Annotated in this window: 13 protein-coding genes and 1 other annotated feature; of the genes, 8 read left to right on the top strand and 5 right to left on the bottom strand. The window is 44.1% G+C overall.

What is annotated here, in order from left to right:
* Positions 1-341: 341 nt before the first annotated feature.
* From clpB to rluD, 3 genes are all read right to left on the bottom strand, one after another.
* Positions 342-2,915, bottom strand: coding sequence for an ATP-dependent chaperone ClpB (clpB, locus tag VHA02S_RS09300; protein ID WP_005447963.1), 2,574 nt, complete (start codon positions 2,913-2,915; stop codon positions 342-344).
* Between the two features lie 146 nt (positions 2,916-3,061).
* Complete coding sequence (gene pgeF / locus VHA02S_RS09295) at positions 3,062-3,790, bottom strand: peptidoglycan editing factor PgeF (RefSeq protein WP_038899149.1); 729 nt, start codon at positions 3,788-3,790, stop codon at positions 3,062-3,064.
* 1 nt (position 3,791) lies between these two features.
* On the bottom strand, positions 3,792-4,769 hold the full coding sequence (gene rluD / locus VHA02S_RS09290) for a 23S rRNA pseudouridine(1911/1915/1917) synthase RluD (RefSeq protein WP_038899148.1): 978 nt from the start codon (positions 4,767-4,769) through the stop codon (positions 3,792-3,794).
* A 136-nt stretch (positions 4,770-4,905) separates the two neighbouring features.
* On the opposite strand from rluD, the gene VHA02S_RS09285 reads away from it, so the two are divergent.
* The 5 genes from VHA02S_RS09285 (at position 4,906) to yjjX (ending at position 9,907) form a co-directional block, all read left to right on the top strand.
* Entirely contained in the window at positions 4,906-5,634 is a 729-nt protein-coding gene (locus VHA02S_RS09285; protein ID WP_005447960.1) for an outer membrane protein assembly factor BamD, read from the top strand.
* A 121-nt stretch (positions 5,635-5,755) separates the two neighbouring features.
* Positions 5,756-7,240 carry an MltF family protein gene (locus VHA02S_RS09280; protein ID WP_009697650.1) on the top strand — a complete coding sequence of 495 codons (1,485 nt, stop codon included), beginning with the start codon at positions 5,756-5,758 and terminating at the stop codon, positions 7,238-7,240.
* A gap of 360 nt (positions 7,241-7,600) precedes the next feature.
* Complete coding sequence (hpf, locus tag VHA02S_RS09275; RefSeq protein WP_005447957.1) at positions 7,601-7,927, top strand: ribosome hibernation-promoting factor, HPF/YfiA family; 327 nt, start codon at positions 7,601-7,603, stop codon at positions 7,925-7,927.
* Positions 7,928-8,035: 108 nt separating this feature from the next.
* Positions 8,036-8,157: a sequence feature (Phe leader region), on the top strand.
* Between the two features lie 13 nt (positions 8,158-8,170).
* Positions 8,171-9,349 carry a prephenate dehydratase gene (gene pheA / locus VHA02S_RS09270; RefSeq protein WP_005447956.1) on the top strand — a complete coding sequence of 393 codons (1,179 nt, stop codon included), beginning with the start codon at positions 8,171-8,173 and terminating at the stop codon, positions 9,347-9,349.
* A gap of 24 nt (positions 9,350-9,373) precedes the next feature.
* Entirely contained in the window at positions 9,374-9,907 is a 534-nt protein-coding gene (yjjX, locus tag VHA02S_RS09265) for an inosine/xanthosine triphosphatase (RefSeq protein WP_005447955.1), read from the top strand.
* A 93-nt stretch (positions 9,908-10,000) separates the two neighbouring features.
* Here the strand turns inward: yjjX and trpR are convergent, their stop codons facing one another.
* Together trpR and sltY are read right to left on the bottom strand one after the other, a co-directional pair.
* Positions 10,001-10,303, bottom strand: coding sequence for a trp operon repressor (gene trpR, locus VHA02S_RS09260; RefSeq protein ID WP_038899366.1), 303 nt, complete (start codon positions 10,301-10,303; stop codon positions 10,001-10,003).
* A gap of 13 nt (positions 10,304-10,316) precedes the next feature.
* Entirely contained in the window at positions 10,317-12,263 is a 1,947-nt protein-coding gene (sltY, locus tag VHA02S_RS09255; protein ID WP_038899367.1) for a murein transglycosylase, read from the bottom strand.
* Positions 12,264-12,638: 375 nt separating this feature from the next.
* Between sltY and ettA the strand changes: the two genes are divergently transcribed.
* From ettA to VHA02S_RS09240, 3 genes are all read left to right on the top strand, one after another.
* On the top strand, positions 12,639-14,306 hold the full coding sequence (ettA, locus tag VHA02S_RS09250) for an energy-dependent translational throttle protein EttA (protein WP_005447952.1): 1,668 nt from the start codon (positions 12,639-12,641) through the stop codon (positions 14,304-14,306).
* 257 nt (positions 14,307-14,563) lie between these two features.
* Positions 14,564-14,932, top strand: a complete 369-nt coding sequence (locus VHA02S_RS09245; RefSeq protein ID WP_009697646.1) for a PilZ domain-containing protein — start codon at positions 14,564-14,566, stop codon at positions 14,930-14,932.
* 29 nt (positions 14,933-14,961) lie between these two features.
* Positions 14,962-15,963, top strand: coding sequence for a M23 family metallopeptidase (locus VHA02S_RS09240; protein WP_038899368.1), 1,002 nt, complete (start codon positions 14,962-14,964; stop codon positions 15,961-15,963).
* The last annotated feature ends 53 nt before the right edge of the window (positions 15,964-16,016 follow it).

Raw genomic sequence — 16,016 nt, 5'->3', positions numbered from 1 at the left:
TTCTTATTTTTAAAGAGCAGACTTTGAAGTTCTCTTCAAAGTGGACGGTCATTTTAGCGAGATAACTTGCCGTGTCAAACACTTTTTTAAGTTATTTCTCTGTGAGTTAACTTCTAACTCACTAACCTTGTTATCTTGGTTTCGCTTAGCTTGCTTTCCCGTGACAACGGAGGCGCATTATAGGGAGTTCCCTAAGGAACACAAGCCTATTTTTCAAAAAAACTTGGCTTTTTAGTTCGTTCGTATAGAAAACAAACAAAACTCAATAAAAGTGTATTAAAAAGGGGGCTATAGCCCCCTAAAGTTTGAACTTTATCCCACTTTTCAGTGCATCAATGCAATTATTGATGAGCAATGATTTGGTCATTGCTAACAATCAGCTGTACTTTCTTGTCTGGTAATATCTCTCCAGCCAAAATCGACTTCGCTAATGGGTTTTCTACATTCTGTTGAATTGCACGTTTTAAAGGTCGTGCACCATATACTGGGTCGAAGCCAACTTGGGCGATCAAATCGAGGGCTTTATCAGATACCTCAAATTGGTAGCCTTTTTCTTCTAAACGTTTAGCCAAACGTTCTAGTTGAATAGACGCAATAGATTTAATGTGTTCTTGACCTAGTGGGTGGAAGACGACACTTTCATCAACACGGTTTAAGAACTCCGGACGGAAGTGTTTGCTTACAACATCCATCACCTCATTCTTGATTCCTTGGTAATCCAGAGTAGCAAAGTTCTCTTGAATACGAGCCGAACCTAGGTTCGATGTCATAATGACGACCGTGTTACGGAAATCCACCGTACGACCTTGTCCGTCAGTTAAGCGTCCGTCATCTAATACTTGCAGTAGAATATTGAACACATCAGGGTGAGCCTTTTCTACTTCATCTAATAAGATGACGGAATAAGGTTTACGACGAACCGCTTCAGTTAAGTAGCCCCCCTCTTCATAGCCGACATAACCCGGAGGCGCACCAACCAGCCTTGCCACAGAGTGTTTCTCCATGAACTCTGACATATCGATACGTACCATGGCATCTTCACTATCAAACATGAAGCTAGCGAGTGTCTTACACAACTCTGTTTTACCTACGCCTGTTGGACCTAAGAATAAGAAGGAACCAATTGGTTTGTTTGGATCGGATAAACCAGCTCGGCTACGACGGATAGCATTCGATACCACCTCAACCGCTTCAGCCTGGCCAATGACACGTTTATGCAGAACATCTTCCATACGGAGTAATTTCTCTTTTTCTGCTTCAAGCATTTTTGAAACAGGAATACCCGTCTGCTTAGAAAGCACTTCTGCAATTTCATTGTCAGTAACCTTATTACGCAGTAGCGTCATCTCTTGCATTTCTGCTTGAGTTGCTAGGTCTAATTGCTTTTCTAATTCAGGAATACGTCCATACTGCAGCTCAGACATACGGTTTAAGTCACCAGCACGACGAGCAAAGTCCATATCCATACGAGCTTGTTCTAACTCACCTTTAATATGTTGCGTACCTGATAGCGCTGCTTTTTCAGCATTCCACACTTCTTCAAGCTCTGCATACTCACGCTCTTTCTCGTTCAACTCATCGTTAAGCACATCCAAACGTTTTTCACTCGCTTCATCATGCTCGTTGCTCAGCGCTTGCTGTTCGATTTTCAGTTGAATGATTTTGCGCTCAAGTTTGTCTAGCGACTCTGGTTTAGAGTCAATTTGTAGACGAATACTAGAAGCGGCTTCATCAATTAAATCGATCGCTTTGTCGGGTAGTTGACGATCAGAAACATAACGATGCGACAAGCTAGCCGCCGCAACAATCGCCGGATCTGTAATTTCTACGTGATGGTGAAGCTCATAGCGTTCTTTTAAACCACGCAGAATTGCAATGGTATCCTCAACACTTGGCTCATCCACCAGCACTTTTTGGAAACGACGCTCAAGTGCAGCATCTTTCTCTATATACTGACGGTATTCATCTAGTGTTGTAGCGCCCACACAATGAAGCTCACCACGAGCCAGCGCTGGTTTTAGCATGTTACCGGCATCCATAGAGCCTTCACCTTTACCTGCGCCAACCATAGTATGAAGCTCATCAATAAACAGAATGACGTTGCCTTCTTCTTTGGCTAGTTCATTCAATACCGACTTCAAGCGCTCTTCAAATTCACCACGGTACTTCGCGCCCGCAACAAGGGCGCCCATATCTAATGAAAGCACTCGGCGACCACGTAGCCCCTCTGGAACTTCATTATTAATGATGCGCTGAGCCAAACCTTCTACGATTGCTGTTTTACCAACACCTGGTTCACCAATGATCACAGGGTTGTTTTTAGTACGGCGTTGCAGTACTTGGATTGTACGACGAATTTCGTCATCACGACCAATAACCGGATCCAACTTACCCTGCTCTGCACGTTCAGTAAGGTCTATGGTGAACTTTTCCAACGCTTGGCGAAGTTCTTCCGCATTCGGGTCATTAACCTTTTGGCCACCTCTGATCTTTTCGATCGCTTGACTCACTTTTTGCTCGGTCAAGCCCATCTCTTTCAATAACTGACCAAGTGGACCACGGTCTTCTAATGCTGCAAGCAAGAAGACTTCGGAGGAAATGTAGGAGTCCTGACGCTTTTGAGCCACTTTGTCACACAAATTGAAAAGTGTACCCATAGAGCTAGACAGCTGAACATCACCGCCGATGCCACTGACTTTAGGTAGTCGATCTAACATTTCGCTCAATTTAGAGCGTAGATGAGTCACGTCGACATCTAACATTGTTAGCAGTGGACGAATTGGGCTACCGTTCTGATCAAGCAATGCCACCATTAGGTGCACTGGTTCGATATATTGATGATCGCGCCCTAACGCTAGTGACTGAGCATCAGAGATAGCGATTTGAAACTTGCTTGTGAATCTATCAAGACGCATATCTTCCTTCCTAACCTCAACTGAAGAAAATTCTTTTGACAGTTAGAAAGATGGATACGCAGAGAGGGAATTTCAAGGGAGAGAATTAATAAAGATAGCTTTGCAAAAATGAAGCTATGCATCTTTGTACTTTTGGGTTGTAGTGGTTAGTCCTCGATCCAAATAAAAGTCGCTTGTCTACCCGTCACACCATCACGACGATATGAGTAAAAATCTTCTCTATTTTGGAAAGTGCACAATCCGGAATCAAATACTTGAGTGACCCCAGCTTTGTTAAGACGTTGAGTTGCAAGCTTGGACATATCAGCCAGCCACTTACCTTCAACATTACGAGGTGTAAATGCTTGATGCGCTTGAGAGTCAAAATCTACAAAGGATTGTAAGACATCCTCACCCACTTCAAATGCTTGAGGTCCAATTGCAGGACCAAGCCACGCTATTACTTCACCAGAAAATAGCGCTAGTGCATTTTCAACAATACCATTTGCTAAACCGCGCCAACCAGCATGCACGGCTGCCACTTGGCTGCCCTGTGTATTGGTTAATAGAACAGGTAAACAATCTGCAGTCATCGCAGAACAGACAATATTATTTGAAGAAGTAAACACACCATCAGCGTCAAGTACTTGTGTTGTTGGTGTGCTTACTTGAACTACCACTGTAGAGTGAGTTTGATTCAACCAAATTGGCGCATTTGGCATATTCGCTTGTTGCGCCAACCAATTACGGTTCTTCTCTACTATAGACGCATCATCCCCAACATGCGCACCAAGGTTCAACCCTTGATATGGCGAAGTCGAAAAGCCTCCGACTCTTGTAGAGGCGAAAGCTTTAACATTTTTCGGCGCGGACCAATTGGGAACAATCGTCTTCATATTAGAACTCGTCAGGTAGACCGAACTCTTCTGTATCTTTACGCAGCGCTTCTGTCATCTTTACCATGTCATCAGGAACTGGAGCGTGGAACTCTAGCTCTTCACCAGTGATAGGATGTTCGAAACGTAGCATTACCGCGTGCAATGCTTGACGATCAAAACCACGAATCATGGCTGTTAGCTCTTCCGATGCACCTGTTGGGATACGAGCACGACCGCCATAAGCAGTATCACCGAGTAGCGGATGCTGTAGGTAAGACATATGAACACGGATTTGGTGCGTGCGACCGGTTTCTAGACGAAGACGGATACGTGTGTGTTCACGGAAATGCTCTGCAACACGGTAATGCGTTACCGCCGGTTTACCCAGAGGCGCAACTGCCATTAGCGTACGCTTAGTCGAGTGACGGCCAATTGGCTGATCCACTTTACCACCCGCCGTCATACGACCGATTGCAATCGCTTCGTACTCACGGGTGATGTTACGTTTTTGCAAAGCGCGAACCAGACGAGTTTGTGCCGGAACAGTTTTCGCAACCACCATCAGACCAGTGGTGTCTTTATCTAGACGGTGTACGATACCTGCACGAGGTACTTCGGCGATGTCTGGGTAGTGATGCAGCAATGCGTTTAGTACTGTGCCGTCTGGTGTACCCGCTCCTGGGTGTACAACAAAATCACGAGGCTTGTTGATTACGATGATATCTTCATCTTCGTAGACGATATCTAGCGGGATATCTTGTGCTTCCCAGCGTTCTTCATCTTCCAGCTCGGCTTGCAAGGTAATTTCCTCACCACCCATTACTTTGGTGCGAGGTTTAGTGACAACTTCACCATTCACTTGTACCTTCCCGTCAAGCAACCACTCTTTCAAGCGAGAACGAGAGAAGTCCGCGAACAATTCGGCGATAGCTTGGTCTAAACGTTGACCTAACTGGCTATCTTTTACGGTGTTGGTTAAAACAATCTGCTGAGCCATATCGAACTTTTTTAAAAACTGTGAGACTAATGCTCACGACTGTGGAAAAATAGACTATTACGTCATTGTATCTGTTACTGGAAAGAAAGTAACGGCAGCTTAAGAAATATTTAGATTCAAGGAACAGACTCCTGATATGAAACATCAGACTTTAACAGGCCTTTTAGCGGTATCCCTTCTGTTTGGCTGTGCAAGCAAAGAAGAAATCGTTCCTGATGTGCCACCTTCTGAACTGTATGCAGACGCGCAAACTTCTCTGCAAAGCGGTAACTGGCTTTCTGCCATCGAGAAATTAGAAGCTTTGGATTCGCGTTACCCGTTTGGTGCCTACTCTGAGCAGGTACAACTTGACCTTATCTACGCGTACTACAAAAACGACGACCTAGCACTCGGTCTAGCAACTATTTCTCGCTTTATGCGTTTGAACCCGACTCATGAAAAAATGGACTGGGTATTGTACATGCGTGGTTTGAGCCACATGGCACAAGATCGTAACTTCATGCATGACCTATTTAACGTTGATCGCAGTGACCGTGACCCAGAGCCCGTTAAGAAAGCATTTGATGATTTCAAAAAACTGCTAGAGCGTTACCCGAACAGCCCATACGCGGAAGATTCACAGAAACGCATGGTGGCGCTGAAGAACCGTCTTGCAAACTACGATCTTGCGACAGCAGATTTCTACTTGCGTCGTGAAGCTTGGATTGCGGCGATTAACCGTTCTCAAGAGCTTCAAAAGACTTTCCCTGATACAGAAGCAGCTCGCAAGTCGCTTGAGATTCAACTAGAAGCTTACAAACAGTTGAAACTGGATGACGCCGTTGCCAGAACGGAAGAGCTTATCAAGCTAAACCCAGCAAACTAATCCTCAACCGCCACAGCTCAAACTGTGGCGGTTTTGTTTTCCCTTCTTATTTTTGCTCCACCCGCTAACTTGATGATTTTTTGAGCGCTACTTATGCTTAAAGTTCTCCTTCACCATCAACATGGATGTGAACGTGACATTATCAAAGTTATGGATAGGATTGCTGCTTCTACTCTCAGCATCGAGCTTTTCTCTTGAGCTCTCCCCTCTTAGACAACCACCTTACACGGGGGATCTGGATGTCATTAAAGAGAAAAATGTTTTACGCGTATTAGTGTCTGCCGACCTTGGTTTCTATTACATAGAAGGTGGAGAACCAAAAGGCATTGGTGCAGAACTATTGGCTCATTTCGAAAAAGAGCTCCGTAAGCTCAAACCAAAACTCAACATTCAAATTATCCCAGTTTCACGCGATGAGTTGCTACCTTCTCTTGAGCAAGGTTTAGGGGATTTAGTGGTTGCCAATCTCACCATTACCGATGCACGCAAGAAGCTGGTCGATTTTAGCGATCCTGCTATTACAGGGATTGAAGAATGGGTCATCACTAACAAAAAAACACCAGCAATGACGAAGATTGAACAACTGAGTGGCAAAGAAATTTGGGTTCGTGCCAGTTCAAGTTATTTCGAGAGCATTCAGGTATTAAACAAACAGCTTAATAAAAAAGGCTTACCACCAGTGGTGGTGCACTTTATTGAAGAGACGCTGCAAGACTATGAACTGGTAGGAATGCTAAACAATGGCTATATCAAAGCTATCGTACTTGATAGCCACAAAGCCAAGCTGTGGATGAACTTTATGGATGACATCCGAGCACACACCAAGATTCCGATTAGAGAAGGGGGTGAAATTGGTTGGGCCATGCGCCATAACAGCCCGGAGCTAAGAAAAGCGGTCAACAAGTTCATCCAAACTTCCAAGTCAGGAACACTACTGGGCAACGTCATTTATGGAAAATACATCGATAACACCAATTGGCTCAACAAAGCACTGAACCCCAAAAAGATTGCTCAGCTTGAAAAGCTCTCATCACTGTTTGCTAAGTATGGGGAGAAGTACGACTTTGACTACCTCCTCATCGCAGCGGTGGCCTATCAGGAATCAGGGTTCGATAACAGTCTAGTATCAAGCCGTGGTGCCGTTGGTATTATGCAAATCTTACCGAGTACGGCGAGTGACCCTAATGTGAACATTAAGAATGTCCGTAATCTAGAGAACAACGTTCATGCAGGGGTGAAATACTTAGCGTTTCTTCGCCGGTATTACTTCAGTGATAGCAACATAACTAAAGAGAACAAGCTCTACTTAACGTTAGCTGCATACAATGCTGGACCTGGAAACATTGAGAGAATGCGTAAACGTGCCGCTCAGCAAGGTTACGATCCGAATGTATGGTTCAATAATGTGGAGGTCGTAACACGTAGAAGCTTAGGGGAAACCATCAGGTACGTAACGAATGTGAACCGCTACTACGTGATCTACAAACAGTTAGAAAGTCTCGACCTAGCAAAAACTCTCGATAATGTTCTGCTTGTGCCTGATGACCCTGTCTTTATGACGCCATTGCGCAGCGTCAGCCAAACGCCTCAATTGAAAACACACTAGCTAGAAACCAAAAACGCCGCTCATTTGTTGAGCGGCGTTTTTGAATCTAACTTATTGTGCACTTTAAGAGTGATCTGATTCACATCTTTGATCTGGTTAATTTTTAACTAACTAGAATTACAGGCCGTATAACTCCCCTAAAAACGGGTTAGTTTTCAGCTCAGTACTCTATCCAATCTAATGATTTCGAATCCGATAACAAGCAATTTTCACATAAATCTCAGCAGTTCTTGAGTGAGATCACATTCATTTTTCATCTCGAAAAACCCATCCCAAAAAGCGATCTAGATCACATTCTTTTCTCCTCAAAGCGGTAATCTGAACTCAACCCATGAGGGATGAAACAGAGGAAAAACATTTATGACAATGAACATTACTGGTAAAAACATCGAAATCACCTCTGCAATCCGCGCTCATATTGAGAGCAAATTTAAAAAGCTGGAGAAATGGCAAGTAGACATCATTGGATGCCAAGCAACATTCAGCGAGGAACCAAACAAACAGAAGAAATTCGAAGCCGTTATTAAAGTTCCTAAAGGCCAGCTAATCGCCTCAGCAACTCACGAAGATCTTTACGCAGCTATTAATGAAGTGGAGCAAAAACTAGAACGACAACTGAATAAGCTGACCCACAAACCTGAAGCTCGACGTGCGAATAAGCCTGAGCTAGTGGAAGAAGAAGAGTAAAACGTCCAGATTGAGGAAGTAGCGCCGAAAGGCGCTATTTTTTTGCTTGACGCTCCCCGCCTGCTTGCTTATTGTGTTTAAACACTCACAAATTAAGCACTATTTATGCACTCAACTAACCTGTTTCTTTTTGACTTCTTTTTCCTTCCATAGTTGGAGGGGCTAACTCGTTTGTGAAAGAAAAGTCAAAAACAAACAGAAAGCCTCCCAAATCGGGGGGCTTTTTTTATAAGGAAAGAATTGATGACTGACCAACCTATTTCCCTGGAAGAAATTCGTTTACGTTTGAATGAACTCGATGACGAGTTATTAAGCCTGCTGTCCGAACGCCGTAAGCTCAGCATTGAAGTCGCTAAAAGCAAAGTTCAAACTTCGAAACCTGTTCGTGATGCCGTCCGTGAACAACAGCTTCTAGTAAAACTGATCACCAATGGTCGTGATAAATACGAACTCGACGCTCAGTACATCACCAAACTTTTCCATACCATTATTGAAGACTCGGTCCTTCTTCAACAAAGCTACCTACAAAACCTTGTTAACCCACAGCAAAGCCGTAAGCCACTTGCTCGTGTTGCTTTTCTTGGTGCGAAAGGCTCTTACTCACACCTTGCAAGTCGCGAATACTTCAGCCGCAAGAACACAGAGTTAATTGAACTCAACTGTGAACACTTCAAAGAAGTGACTCAAACGGTCGAATCAGGTCATGCTGATTATGGTGTGCTGCCAATTGAAAACACCAGTTCAGGCTCGATCAATGAAGTCTACGACCTACTGCAACACACAACGCTGTACATCGTTGGTGAACTGACTCAACCAATTGAACATTGCTTGGTGGCAACCAAAGACATTCGTCTTGAGAACATCAAAACGCTTTACTCTCATCCACAACCACACCAACAATGCAGCGAGTTCCTGAGTCGCATGAAAGGCGTGAAACTAGAATCTTGTGCAAGTACTGCAGATGCGATGCAAAAAGTGCAAGAGCTCAATCGTGATGATGTAGCGGCAATCGGTAATGCTTCAAGCGGTAAGCTTTATGGTCTACAAGCGATTCAGGGCAATATCGCAAACCAAACCGAAAACCACACACGCTTTATCGTAGTTGCGCGTAAACCAGTAGAAGTATCGACACAGATCCCTGCAAAAACCACACTGATCATGTCGACTTCTCAAGAAGCAGGCTCACTGGTTCAAACGCTATTGGTACTTCAACGTTACGGCATCAATATGACCAAACTAGAATCACGTCCAATCATGGGTAACCCATGGGAAGAAATGTTCTACGTTGACCTTGAATCTCATCTTGGTTCGAACGAAATGCAACAGGCAATTGATGAGCTAACTAAAATCACTAAGCACTTGAAAGTACTAGGTTGTTATCCAAGTGAGAACGTGAAACCGACTCAAGTTAAACTGAGCTAAAAGACATCCGTAGGTAAAAAGATCATGGCAGGCCAAAAAGTCGTTATCGCATCACTTAACCCAGCGAAAATCAAAGCCGTAGAGAGTGCTTTTCACAGCGCTTTCCCTGAGCAGAAGTTTGAATTCATTGGGGTCAGCGTTCCAAGTGAAGTCGCAGATCAACCAATGACAAATGATGAAACGCACCTCGGAGCTCTGAATCGCGTTCGTAACGCTAAAGCCGAAATAACGAATGCCGATTTCTATGTCGGTTTAGAAGCAGGTATTGAAGGGAAAGTCACATTTGCTTGGATGGTGATTGAATCTGATACGCATCGCGGGGAATCTCGCTCTGCAAGCTTGATGTTGCCACCAGAAGTACTACAGAAGCTTAAACATGCCAATGAACTTGGTGATGTGATGGATGAAGTTTTTGGTACCGACAACATCAAACAGAAAGGTGGTGCAATTGGGTTGCTAACTCAAAACCAACTGACTCGTAGCTCGGTGTATCATCAAGCTTTGATTCTGGCGTTGATTCCATTTACGAATCCCGAGCACTTCCCTGCGAATTTATAACCGCTTTTAGACTCATGGCTAAATAATACACGTATTAAAAAGGGCGGTTTTTCCGCCCTTTTTACTGTCTATGATATAGAAACTCAAACGACCTTACTGAGCACCTTGCTCGAGCAACGTCTTGAGTTTGTCCTTATCGATTTCCGACTTTGACTTCAACTCATTTGAGCCGCGAGTGATAGTTGCTATGCCAACACCCAGCATTTGACTGATTTGACGTTGAGAAAGCTCACCTTTCAGCAATTCATTCAGAATGTTCACACGTGCGGTGAGTGATTCTCTCTCATCCGGTGTCATTAGCATGGTCAACAACATCTCATGTTGCTGGTTATCCACACTTGAGCGGATCAATTCAACAATCTGCTGCCAGTCTTTGTACTCAGGTTCGTGTGACATCAAGTTACCTCACTCAATACTTGGTATTGATCTCATTTGGGGTCAAGAACGCACCATCGACACCTAAAAGGTCACGGTAATACGTTTCAAACATCAAAATGTTCTGCACATAACCGCGAGTCTCTTTAAACGGAATCGCTTCAATAAAGGAATAAGCGTCCACTTTTCCTTGGGTTCGCTCTCGCCACGTTTTTACTCGGTTAGGTCCTGCATTATAAGCGGCGAGCGCAAAAATACGATTATTATCGTAATCCTCCATTAACCCTTGTAAGTAATGACTACCGATTTCAATATTCTTACCTACATTGTACAAGTCTTCCGTGCCTTGGTATTTAAGCTTATATTTACGAGCAGTGTACTTCGCGGTTGCAGGCATAATTTGCATCAAGCCACGAGCGCCAACGGGTGAGCGAGCCTCAGAGTCCAGTGCACTTTCTTGTCGAGCCAAAGACATCATAGTAATAGGATCGATGTTATGTTTCTCGGCATAGAAATTAAACCACCAGCGGTGAGCGACAGGAAAACGCAGAGGAATGTTGTCCCACATTTTAGCTTGAATACTCGCTGTTACCGTTAAATTATGCCAACGTTTAGAAGCAGCATAAGCCGCCAACATCTTTTTCTCTTCTTTACCAACACGACGCAGCAAATGTGCCCATTCACTTTTGGCAGCAGCAATTTTGTCGGTTTCAATCAACTCTTCAATTCGCACTAACGATTTTTGGTAAGGTTGAACCACCTTTTTATCGAGCTTCACGCTACTCGATGGATACTTAATCGACTGACCAATCGCATTCGCTGCAGCAACACTATAAAAATTCCGTTGACCCGCCAATTTAGCCAAGCGCTGTTTGCCCGCGACTTTATCACCCAACGCCATCTCACTGCGTCCTAACCAGTATTGCCACCGAAGCGTCGCTTGTTCTTTTTCATTTAAAACTGCAATCCACTTCTGTACCCCTTTCCAATCACCATTTTGAATCGATAAACGAATGCGGCTTTCAATCAAGGGTAAATTCTTACTCGATCTCGTCTTATCATCACGCCATTGAGCCAACGAATCTGACTCGGTACGAATCAAACGAATCGCAATATAGTCAGCTAATGCTTGTGCTTTCTCTGGTGAAAACTTCTGTCCTTTCACAACGATTGCGTAAGCGTCTTGCGCCTTTTTTGTATCCTTACGCGCTAGTTTTTCTAACGCGAATTCACTTTGAGCACGGTTGAAATCATTAGCAGGTTGTTTCTTAGCAAATGCAGCGACCGTTTCTGGTTTATCAAACAGTGCCTTCATCGCTTTGGCTTGCTGCTGCGCCTTGCTTGATTTAGGCAGTTTTTGTAGGTAACTCAATAAACCACCGTTACGCGCATCAAACGCCAGCAACATGCGTTGTAAGATAAGTTCATCAGAGCGCTCACCCGCTTTATCCCACGCAGAGAATAATGGGTCACACTCATCTGCAATGCTGCTGCCACGCAACCACATGTGTTCTGCACCTTTGAACGCAGCCACTTGTTTGCCTTGATTTAATTGGGCGACGTAAAAAATACATTGATAGCGCTCACCACTTGGTTCCACTCTCTGAAACTCAGTAATGGTTTTCCAATCTTTCTGACGATAAAGGTTATCTAAGTAAGGGGCACGAATTCGACGCGAGAATGGAAAAGCCTCATGGTCTTTAATAAATTCGTCTACCTGTTGTGGAGACTTACTCGATAATTGCCTCAGAAACACCCGATAATCCACATAAGGAGTCAGTGGATAGTTGGCGATTTTTGAACGGATAGATAAGTAACCATCAATGTCATTCTTATCTAATAGGTCTTGAGCTTGTTCATAGACCTGGCGCTGCTTTTCTAAACTCAGCGCAGCGTTTGCTGATACGCTAACCGCACATAAAGCGGCTGCATAACATACTCTTTTAGCCAATTCAGATACGTTGAATCTCATGTGCGTCATTTTCCTCAGACGTTTATCACTCCATGCCTTACTAATGAAGAATACAAAGCGTAGTAAGTCATAAAGCATATGCATCTATTTACACCGTATTAAGTTCTCATTGTAAAGCGACTTGATGTAATAAATGTTGTACTCGTGAAACTTTAGAACCCTTAAAGACAAATAGATTCCCAACAATCCATTCTTCCTGATGAATCGCAGCACATTGAATTAAGGATGAACAAGAAAAGTGTATACCCTAAAGTTGTGAGTTTCCGGTCAGCAATGAAGAAGAAATCACATGAGCGGCGAATTTCTTGCAATGCGGTAACAAAACTCAAGGAGTTGGTATAAAATAGACGCTTTGAATGACAGTTAATTTAGGAACGATCGGCAATGGCTGAATACGTATATACCATGTCGCGGGTGAGCAAAATCGTGCCACCTAAGCGTCAAATTCTTAAAGACATCTCTCTAAGCTTCTTCCCAGGTGCAAAAATCGGTGTTCTAGGTCTGAACGGTGCGGGTAAATCAACTCTGCTACGTATCATGGCGGGCATCGATACTGATATCGATGGTGAAGCACGTCCACAACCTGGTCTAAACGTAGGTTACCTACCTCAGGAGCCAGTACTAGACGAATCAAAAACCGTTCGTGAAGTGGTTGAAGAAGCGGTATCTGATGTTGCAGACGCGCTGAAGCGTTTGGATGCGGTATATGCTGCGTATGCAGAACCAGACGCAGACTTCGATGCACTTGCAAAAGAGCAAGGCGAACTAGAAGCGCTAATTCAAGCGAAAGACGGTCATAACCTAGACAACGCGCTAGAGCGCGCGGCTGATGCACTTCGTCTACCTGAGTGGGATCAAAAGATTGCAAACCTATCTGGTGGTGAACGTCGCCGTGTTGCTATCTGTCGTCTTCTTCTAGAGAAGCCAGACATGCTACTACTAGACGAACCAACCAACCACTTGGATGCTGAGTCTGTTGCATGGCTAGAGCGCTTCCTAGTTGATTACACAGGCACTGTAGTTGCGATTACCCACGACCGTTACTTCCTAGATAACGCTGCGGGTTGGATCCTAGAACTTGACCGTGGTGAAGGTATTCCATGGGAAGGTAACTACACGTCTTGGCTAGAGCAAAAAGATGCACGTCTACAACAAGAAGCATCTCAAGAAAAAGCTCGTCAAAAGACCATTGAGAAAGAACTTGAATGGGTTCGTCAAAACCCTAAAGGTCGTCAAGCGAAGTCTAAAGCACGTATGGCGCGCTTTGAAGAGCTGCAAAACACTGACCACCAAAAACGTAACGAAACCAACGAGCTGTTCATCCCACCGGGTGAGCGTCTAGGTGATAAAGTTATCGAAGTGAACAACCTGACGAAATCATTCGACGGTCGCGTTCTTATTGATGACCTATCATTCAGCATGCCTAAGGGTGCAATCGTAGGTATTATCGGTGCCAACGGTGCTGGTAAATCGACCCTATTCAAGATGCTAAGCGGCACAGAACAGCCTGATTCAGGTACGATTGAGCTAGGTGAAACCGTGAAGCTAGCGTCTGTTGAGCAGTTCCGCGACTCAATGAACGACAAGAACACCGTATTCCAAGAAATTTCTGAAGGCGCTGATATCATCAAGATCAACAACTTCGAAATTCCTGCACGTGCTTACTGTTCTCGCTTCAACTTCAAAGGTTCAGATCAACAGAAGATTATCGGCGAACTGTCTGGTGGTGAGCGTAACCGTGTACACCTTGCTAAGCTTCTTAAAGCTGGCGGTAACGTACTATTACTCGATGAGCCAACCAACGACCTTGACGTTGAAACACTACGTGCGCTAGAAGAAGCTCTACTAGAGTTCCCTGGCTGTGCAATGGTTATCTCGCACGACCGCTGGTTCCTAGACCGTATCGCGACACACATCATCGACTACCGCGATGAAGGTCAAGTTAACTTCTACGAAGGTAACTATAACGAGTACATGGAATGGCTGAAGAAGACGCTTGGTCCTGAAGCGGCTGAGCCACACCGTATCAAATACAAGCGCGTATCGAAGTAATTTCGACCGCAGGTTGATGTGCGGTATTTCACCTTACATCTCACCTTTGCTTGTAATTCGTACAAAGGTCGCTATCATAGCGACCTTTGTTGTATGTGTTGCATAAATAGCTCAAATGCCCTTGTAGCATGTAAAGAGCCTAACCTTTAGCCAGCATAACTCTGTAGCATTTTCGACATTTCAAACACAAAAATCGAACATTTTTTGTTCTATTTGGTATAGTCTTGCCATTGTTTGACACTTTACGAGAAAGCTCTATGACGGAAAGACGACGCTTTTCACGCATCATCTACCAAGTACCAGCCTTAATTGAACAGAGAGATTTGGTAATACCAGCTACCATTCAAGACCTTTCTTTACATGGCTTGTTATTAAAAGCTGAAGATGCAAAAAAACTGAATTTATTACAGCCCGTAGAAGTCGGTTTTTCGTTTATTCAATCAGAGCAAACCATGCGATTAAATGCTGATGTCATTTCAATTGCAGACAATGAAGTTCGGCTAAAGATCAGCAACATAGACATCGACAGTATTAGCCAATTAAAACGATTCATAGAATTGAATGTAGGCAATAACGAGCTCCTAAATCGAGAGTTAGAACACCTTTCGGATTTAGGGGAAGAATAAACTGAACGCCTGCTTTAGTAACAATAATCATGTCTAAAAAAATCATCATGCAGATCCCAACCAAAGATGGGAATCAGCAATTTCATTTGGGTCGCCTTTCGATCCTAACCATTTGCGCATCGGTCATTGCGCTACCGGCTGTCATTGGTGGAGCTTGGTATATGAACCAAAAACAGGTTCATGACGCACAAACATTAAACCAGACCATCGCAAAGCTTGAGAGCGAGAAAGCACAAATCACTGCATTGTACGAAGAGCAGTTGGACACCAACCATGCATTATCTCAGTCTCTGACGGACAAAAATAACCAAATACAACTTCTCGGGAAGCGCGTATTTGATGTTGAATCCGTACTCGGCTTGGCAGATGAAGAGTTAATAGGTGAAGAAAGCAATCTCGCGTTAGAAGAGCGGATCGATGCAGCTGCGATAGACTCAGCGGTCAGAGCTACCATGTTTCGCTTGATACCAAACGACAGCCCGATGACCTACCAACGTATTTCATCTTCATATGGCAGTCGTATTAACCCTATTTCTGGTAAACGTCATGTTCACACCGGTATCGATCTCACCTGCAAACGCGGTGAAGAGATCCTGGCTCCAGCCGATGGGGTTGTGGAGACAGTACGACCAAGTAACAGAGGTTACGGCAACTACCTAACTCTGCGTCACTCTTTTGGTTTCTCGAGCTCTTTTGCCCACTTAAACCGTTTTAAAGTGAAAAGTGGTCAGTTCGTAAGTAAAGGTGATGTGATTGCACAATGTGGTAATTCAGGCAACTCAACTGGACCACACTTACATTATGAGGTGCGCTTCTTAGGTCGTGCGTTGAACCCTCAATATCTGATGGATTGGACACCAGAAAACTTCAACTACGCATTCGAGAAAGAGAAAAAGGTGAAATGGGGACCATTGGTTCAATTGATTGATAATGTCGTTCGTCTGCAAATCAATCTGACTAACTCACCTTACCGTGATACTAGCATCAGCACCGTATCAAGCGAAGATAAGACAGGAACCGCAACCAACTAAGGTTTTGCGCTCCTTTTCTTCACTTCACATATAAAATGAGCAGCCTCAGGGCT

Source organism: Vibrio harveyi NBRC 15634 = ATCC 14126 = KCTC 12724 (genome assembly GCF_001591145.1).
GTDB lineage: Bacteria > Pseudomonadota > Gammaproteobacteria > Enterobacterales > Vibrionaceae > Vibrio > Vibrio harveyi.
Note: the sequence above shows the minus strand (reverse complement) of the source record. Positions and strands in the feature narration are given on the sequence as shown.

Bases quoted from the DNA above. Each gene is read 5' to 3' on its own strand.
- sltY (WP_038899367.1), bottom strand. From the start codon at position 12,263: ATGACGCACATGAGATTCAACGTATCTGAATTGGCTAAAAGAGTATGT.
- VHA02S_RS09245 (WP_009697646.1), top strand. From the start codon at position 14,564: ATGACGGAAAGACGACGCTTTTCACGCATCATCTACCAAGTACCAGCC.
- clpB (WP_005447963.1), bottom strand. From the start codon at position 2,915: ATGCGTCTTGATAGATTCACAAGCAAGTTTCAAATCGCTATCTCTGAT.
- trpR (WP_038899366.1), bottom strand. From the start codon at position 10,303: ATGTCACACGAACCTGAGTACAAAGACTGGCAGCAGATTGTTGAATTG.
- yjjX (WP_005447955.1), top strand. From the start codon at position 9,374: ATGGCAGGCCAAAAAGTCGTTATCGCATCACTTAACCCAGCGAAAATC.
- ettA (WP_005447952.1), top strand. From the start codon at position 12,639: ATGGCTGAATACGTATATACCATGTCGCGGGTGAGCAAAATCGTGCCA.
- VHA02S_RS09240 (WP_038899368.1), top strand. From the start codon at position 14,962: ATGTCTAAAAAAATCATCATGCAGATCCCAACCAAAGATGGGAATCAG.
- hpf (WP_005447957.1), top strand. From the start codon at position 7,601: ATGACAATGAACATTACTGGTAAAAACATCGAAATCACCTCTGCAATC.
- rluD (WP_038899148.1), bottom strand. From the start codon at position 4,769: ATGGCTCAGCAGATTGTTTTAACCAACACCGTAAAAGATAGCCAGTTA.
- pgeF (WP_038899149.1), bottom strand. From the start codon at position 3,790: ATGAAGACGATTGTTCCCAATTGGTCCGCGCCGAAAAATGTTAAAGCT.
- VHA02S_RS09285 (WP_005447960.1), top strand. From the start codon at position 4,906: ATGAAACATCAGACTTTAACAGGCCTTTTAGCGGTATCCCTTCTGTTT.
- pheA (WP_005447956.1), top strand. From the start codon at position 8,171: ATGACTGACCAACCTATTTCCCTGGAAGAAATTCGTTTACGTTTGAAT.
- VHA02S_RS09280 (WP_009697650.1), top strand. From the start codon at position 5,756: ATGGATGTGAACGTGACATTATCAAAGTTATGGATAGGATTGCTGCTT.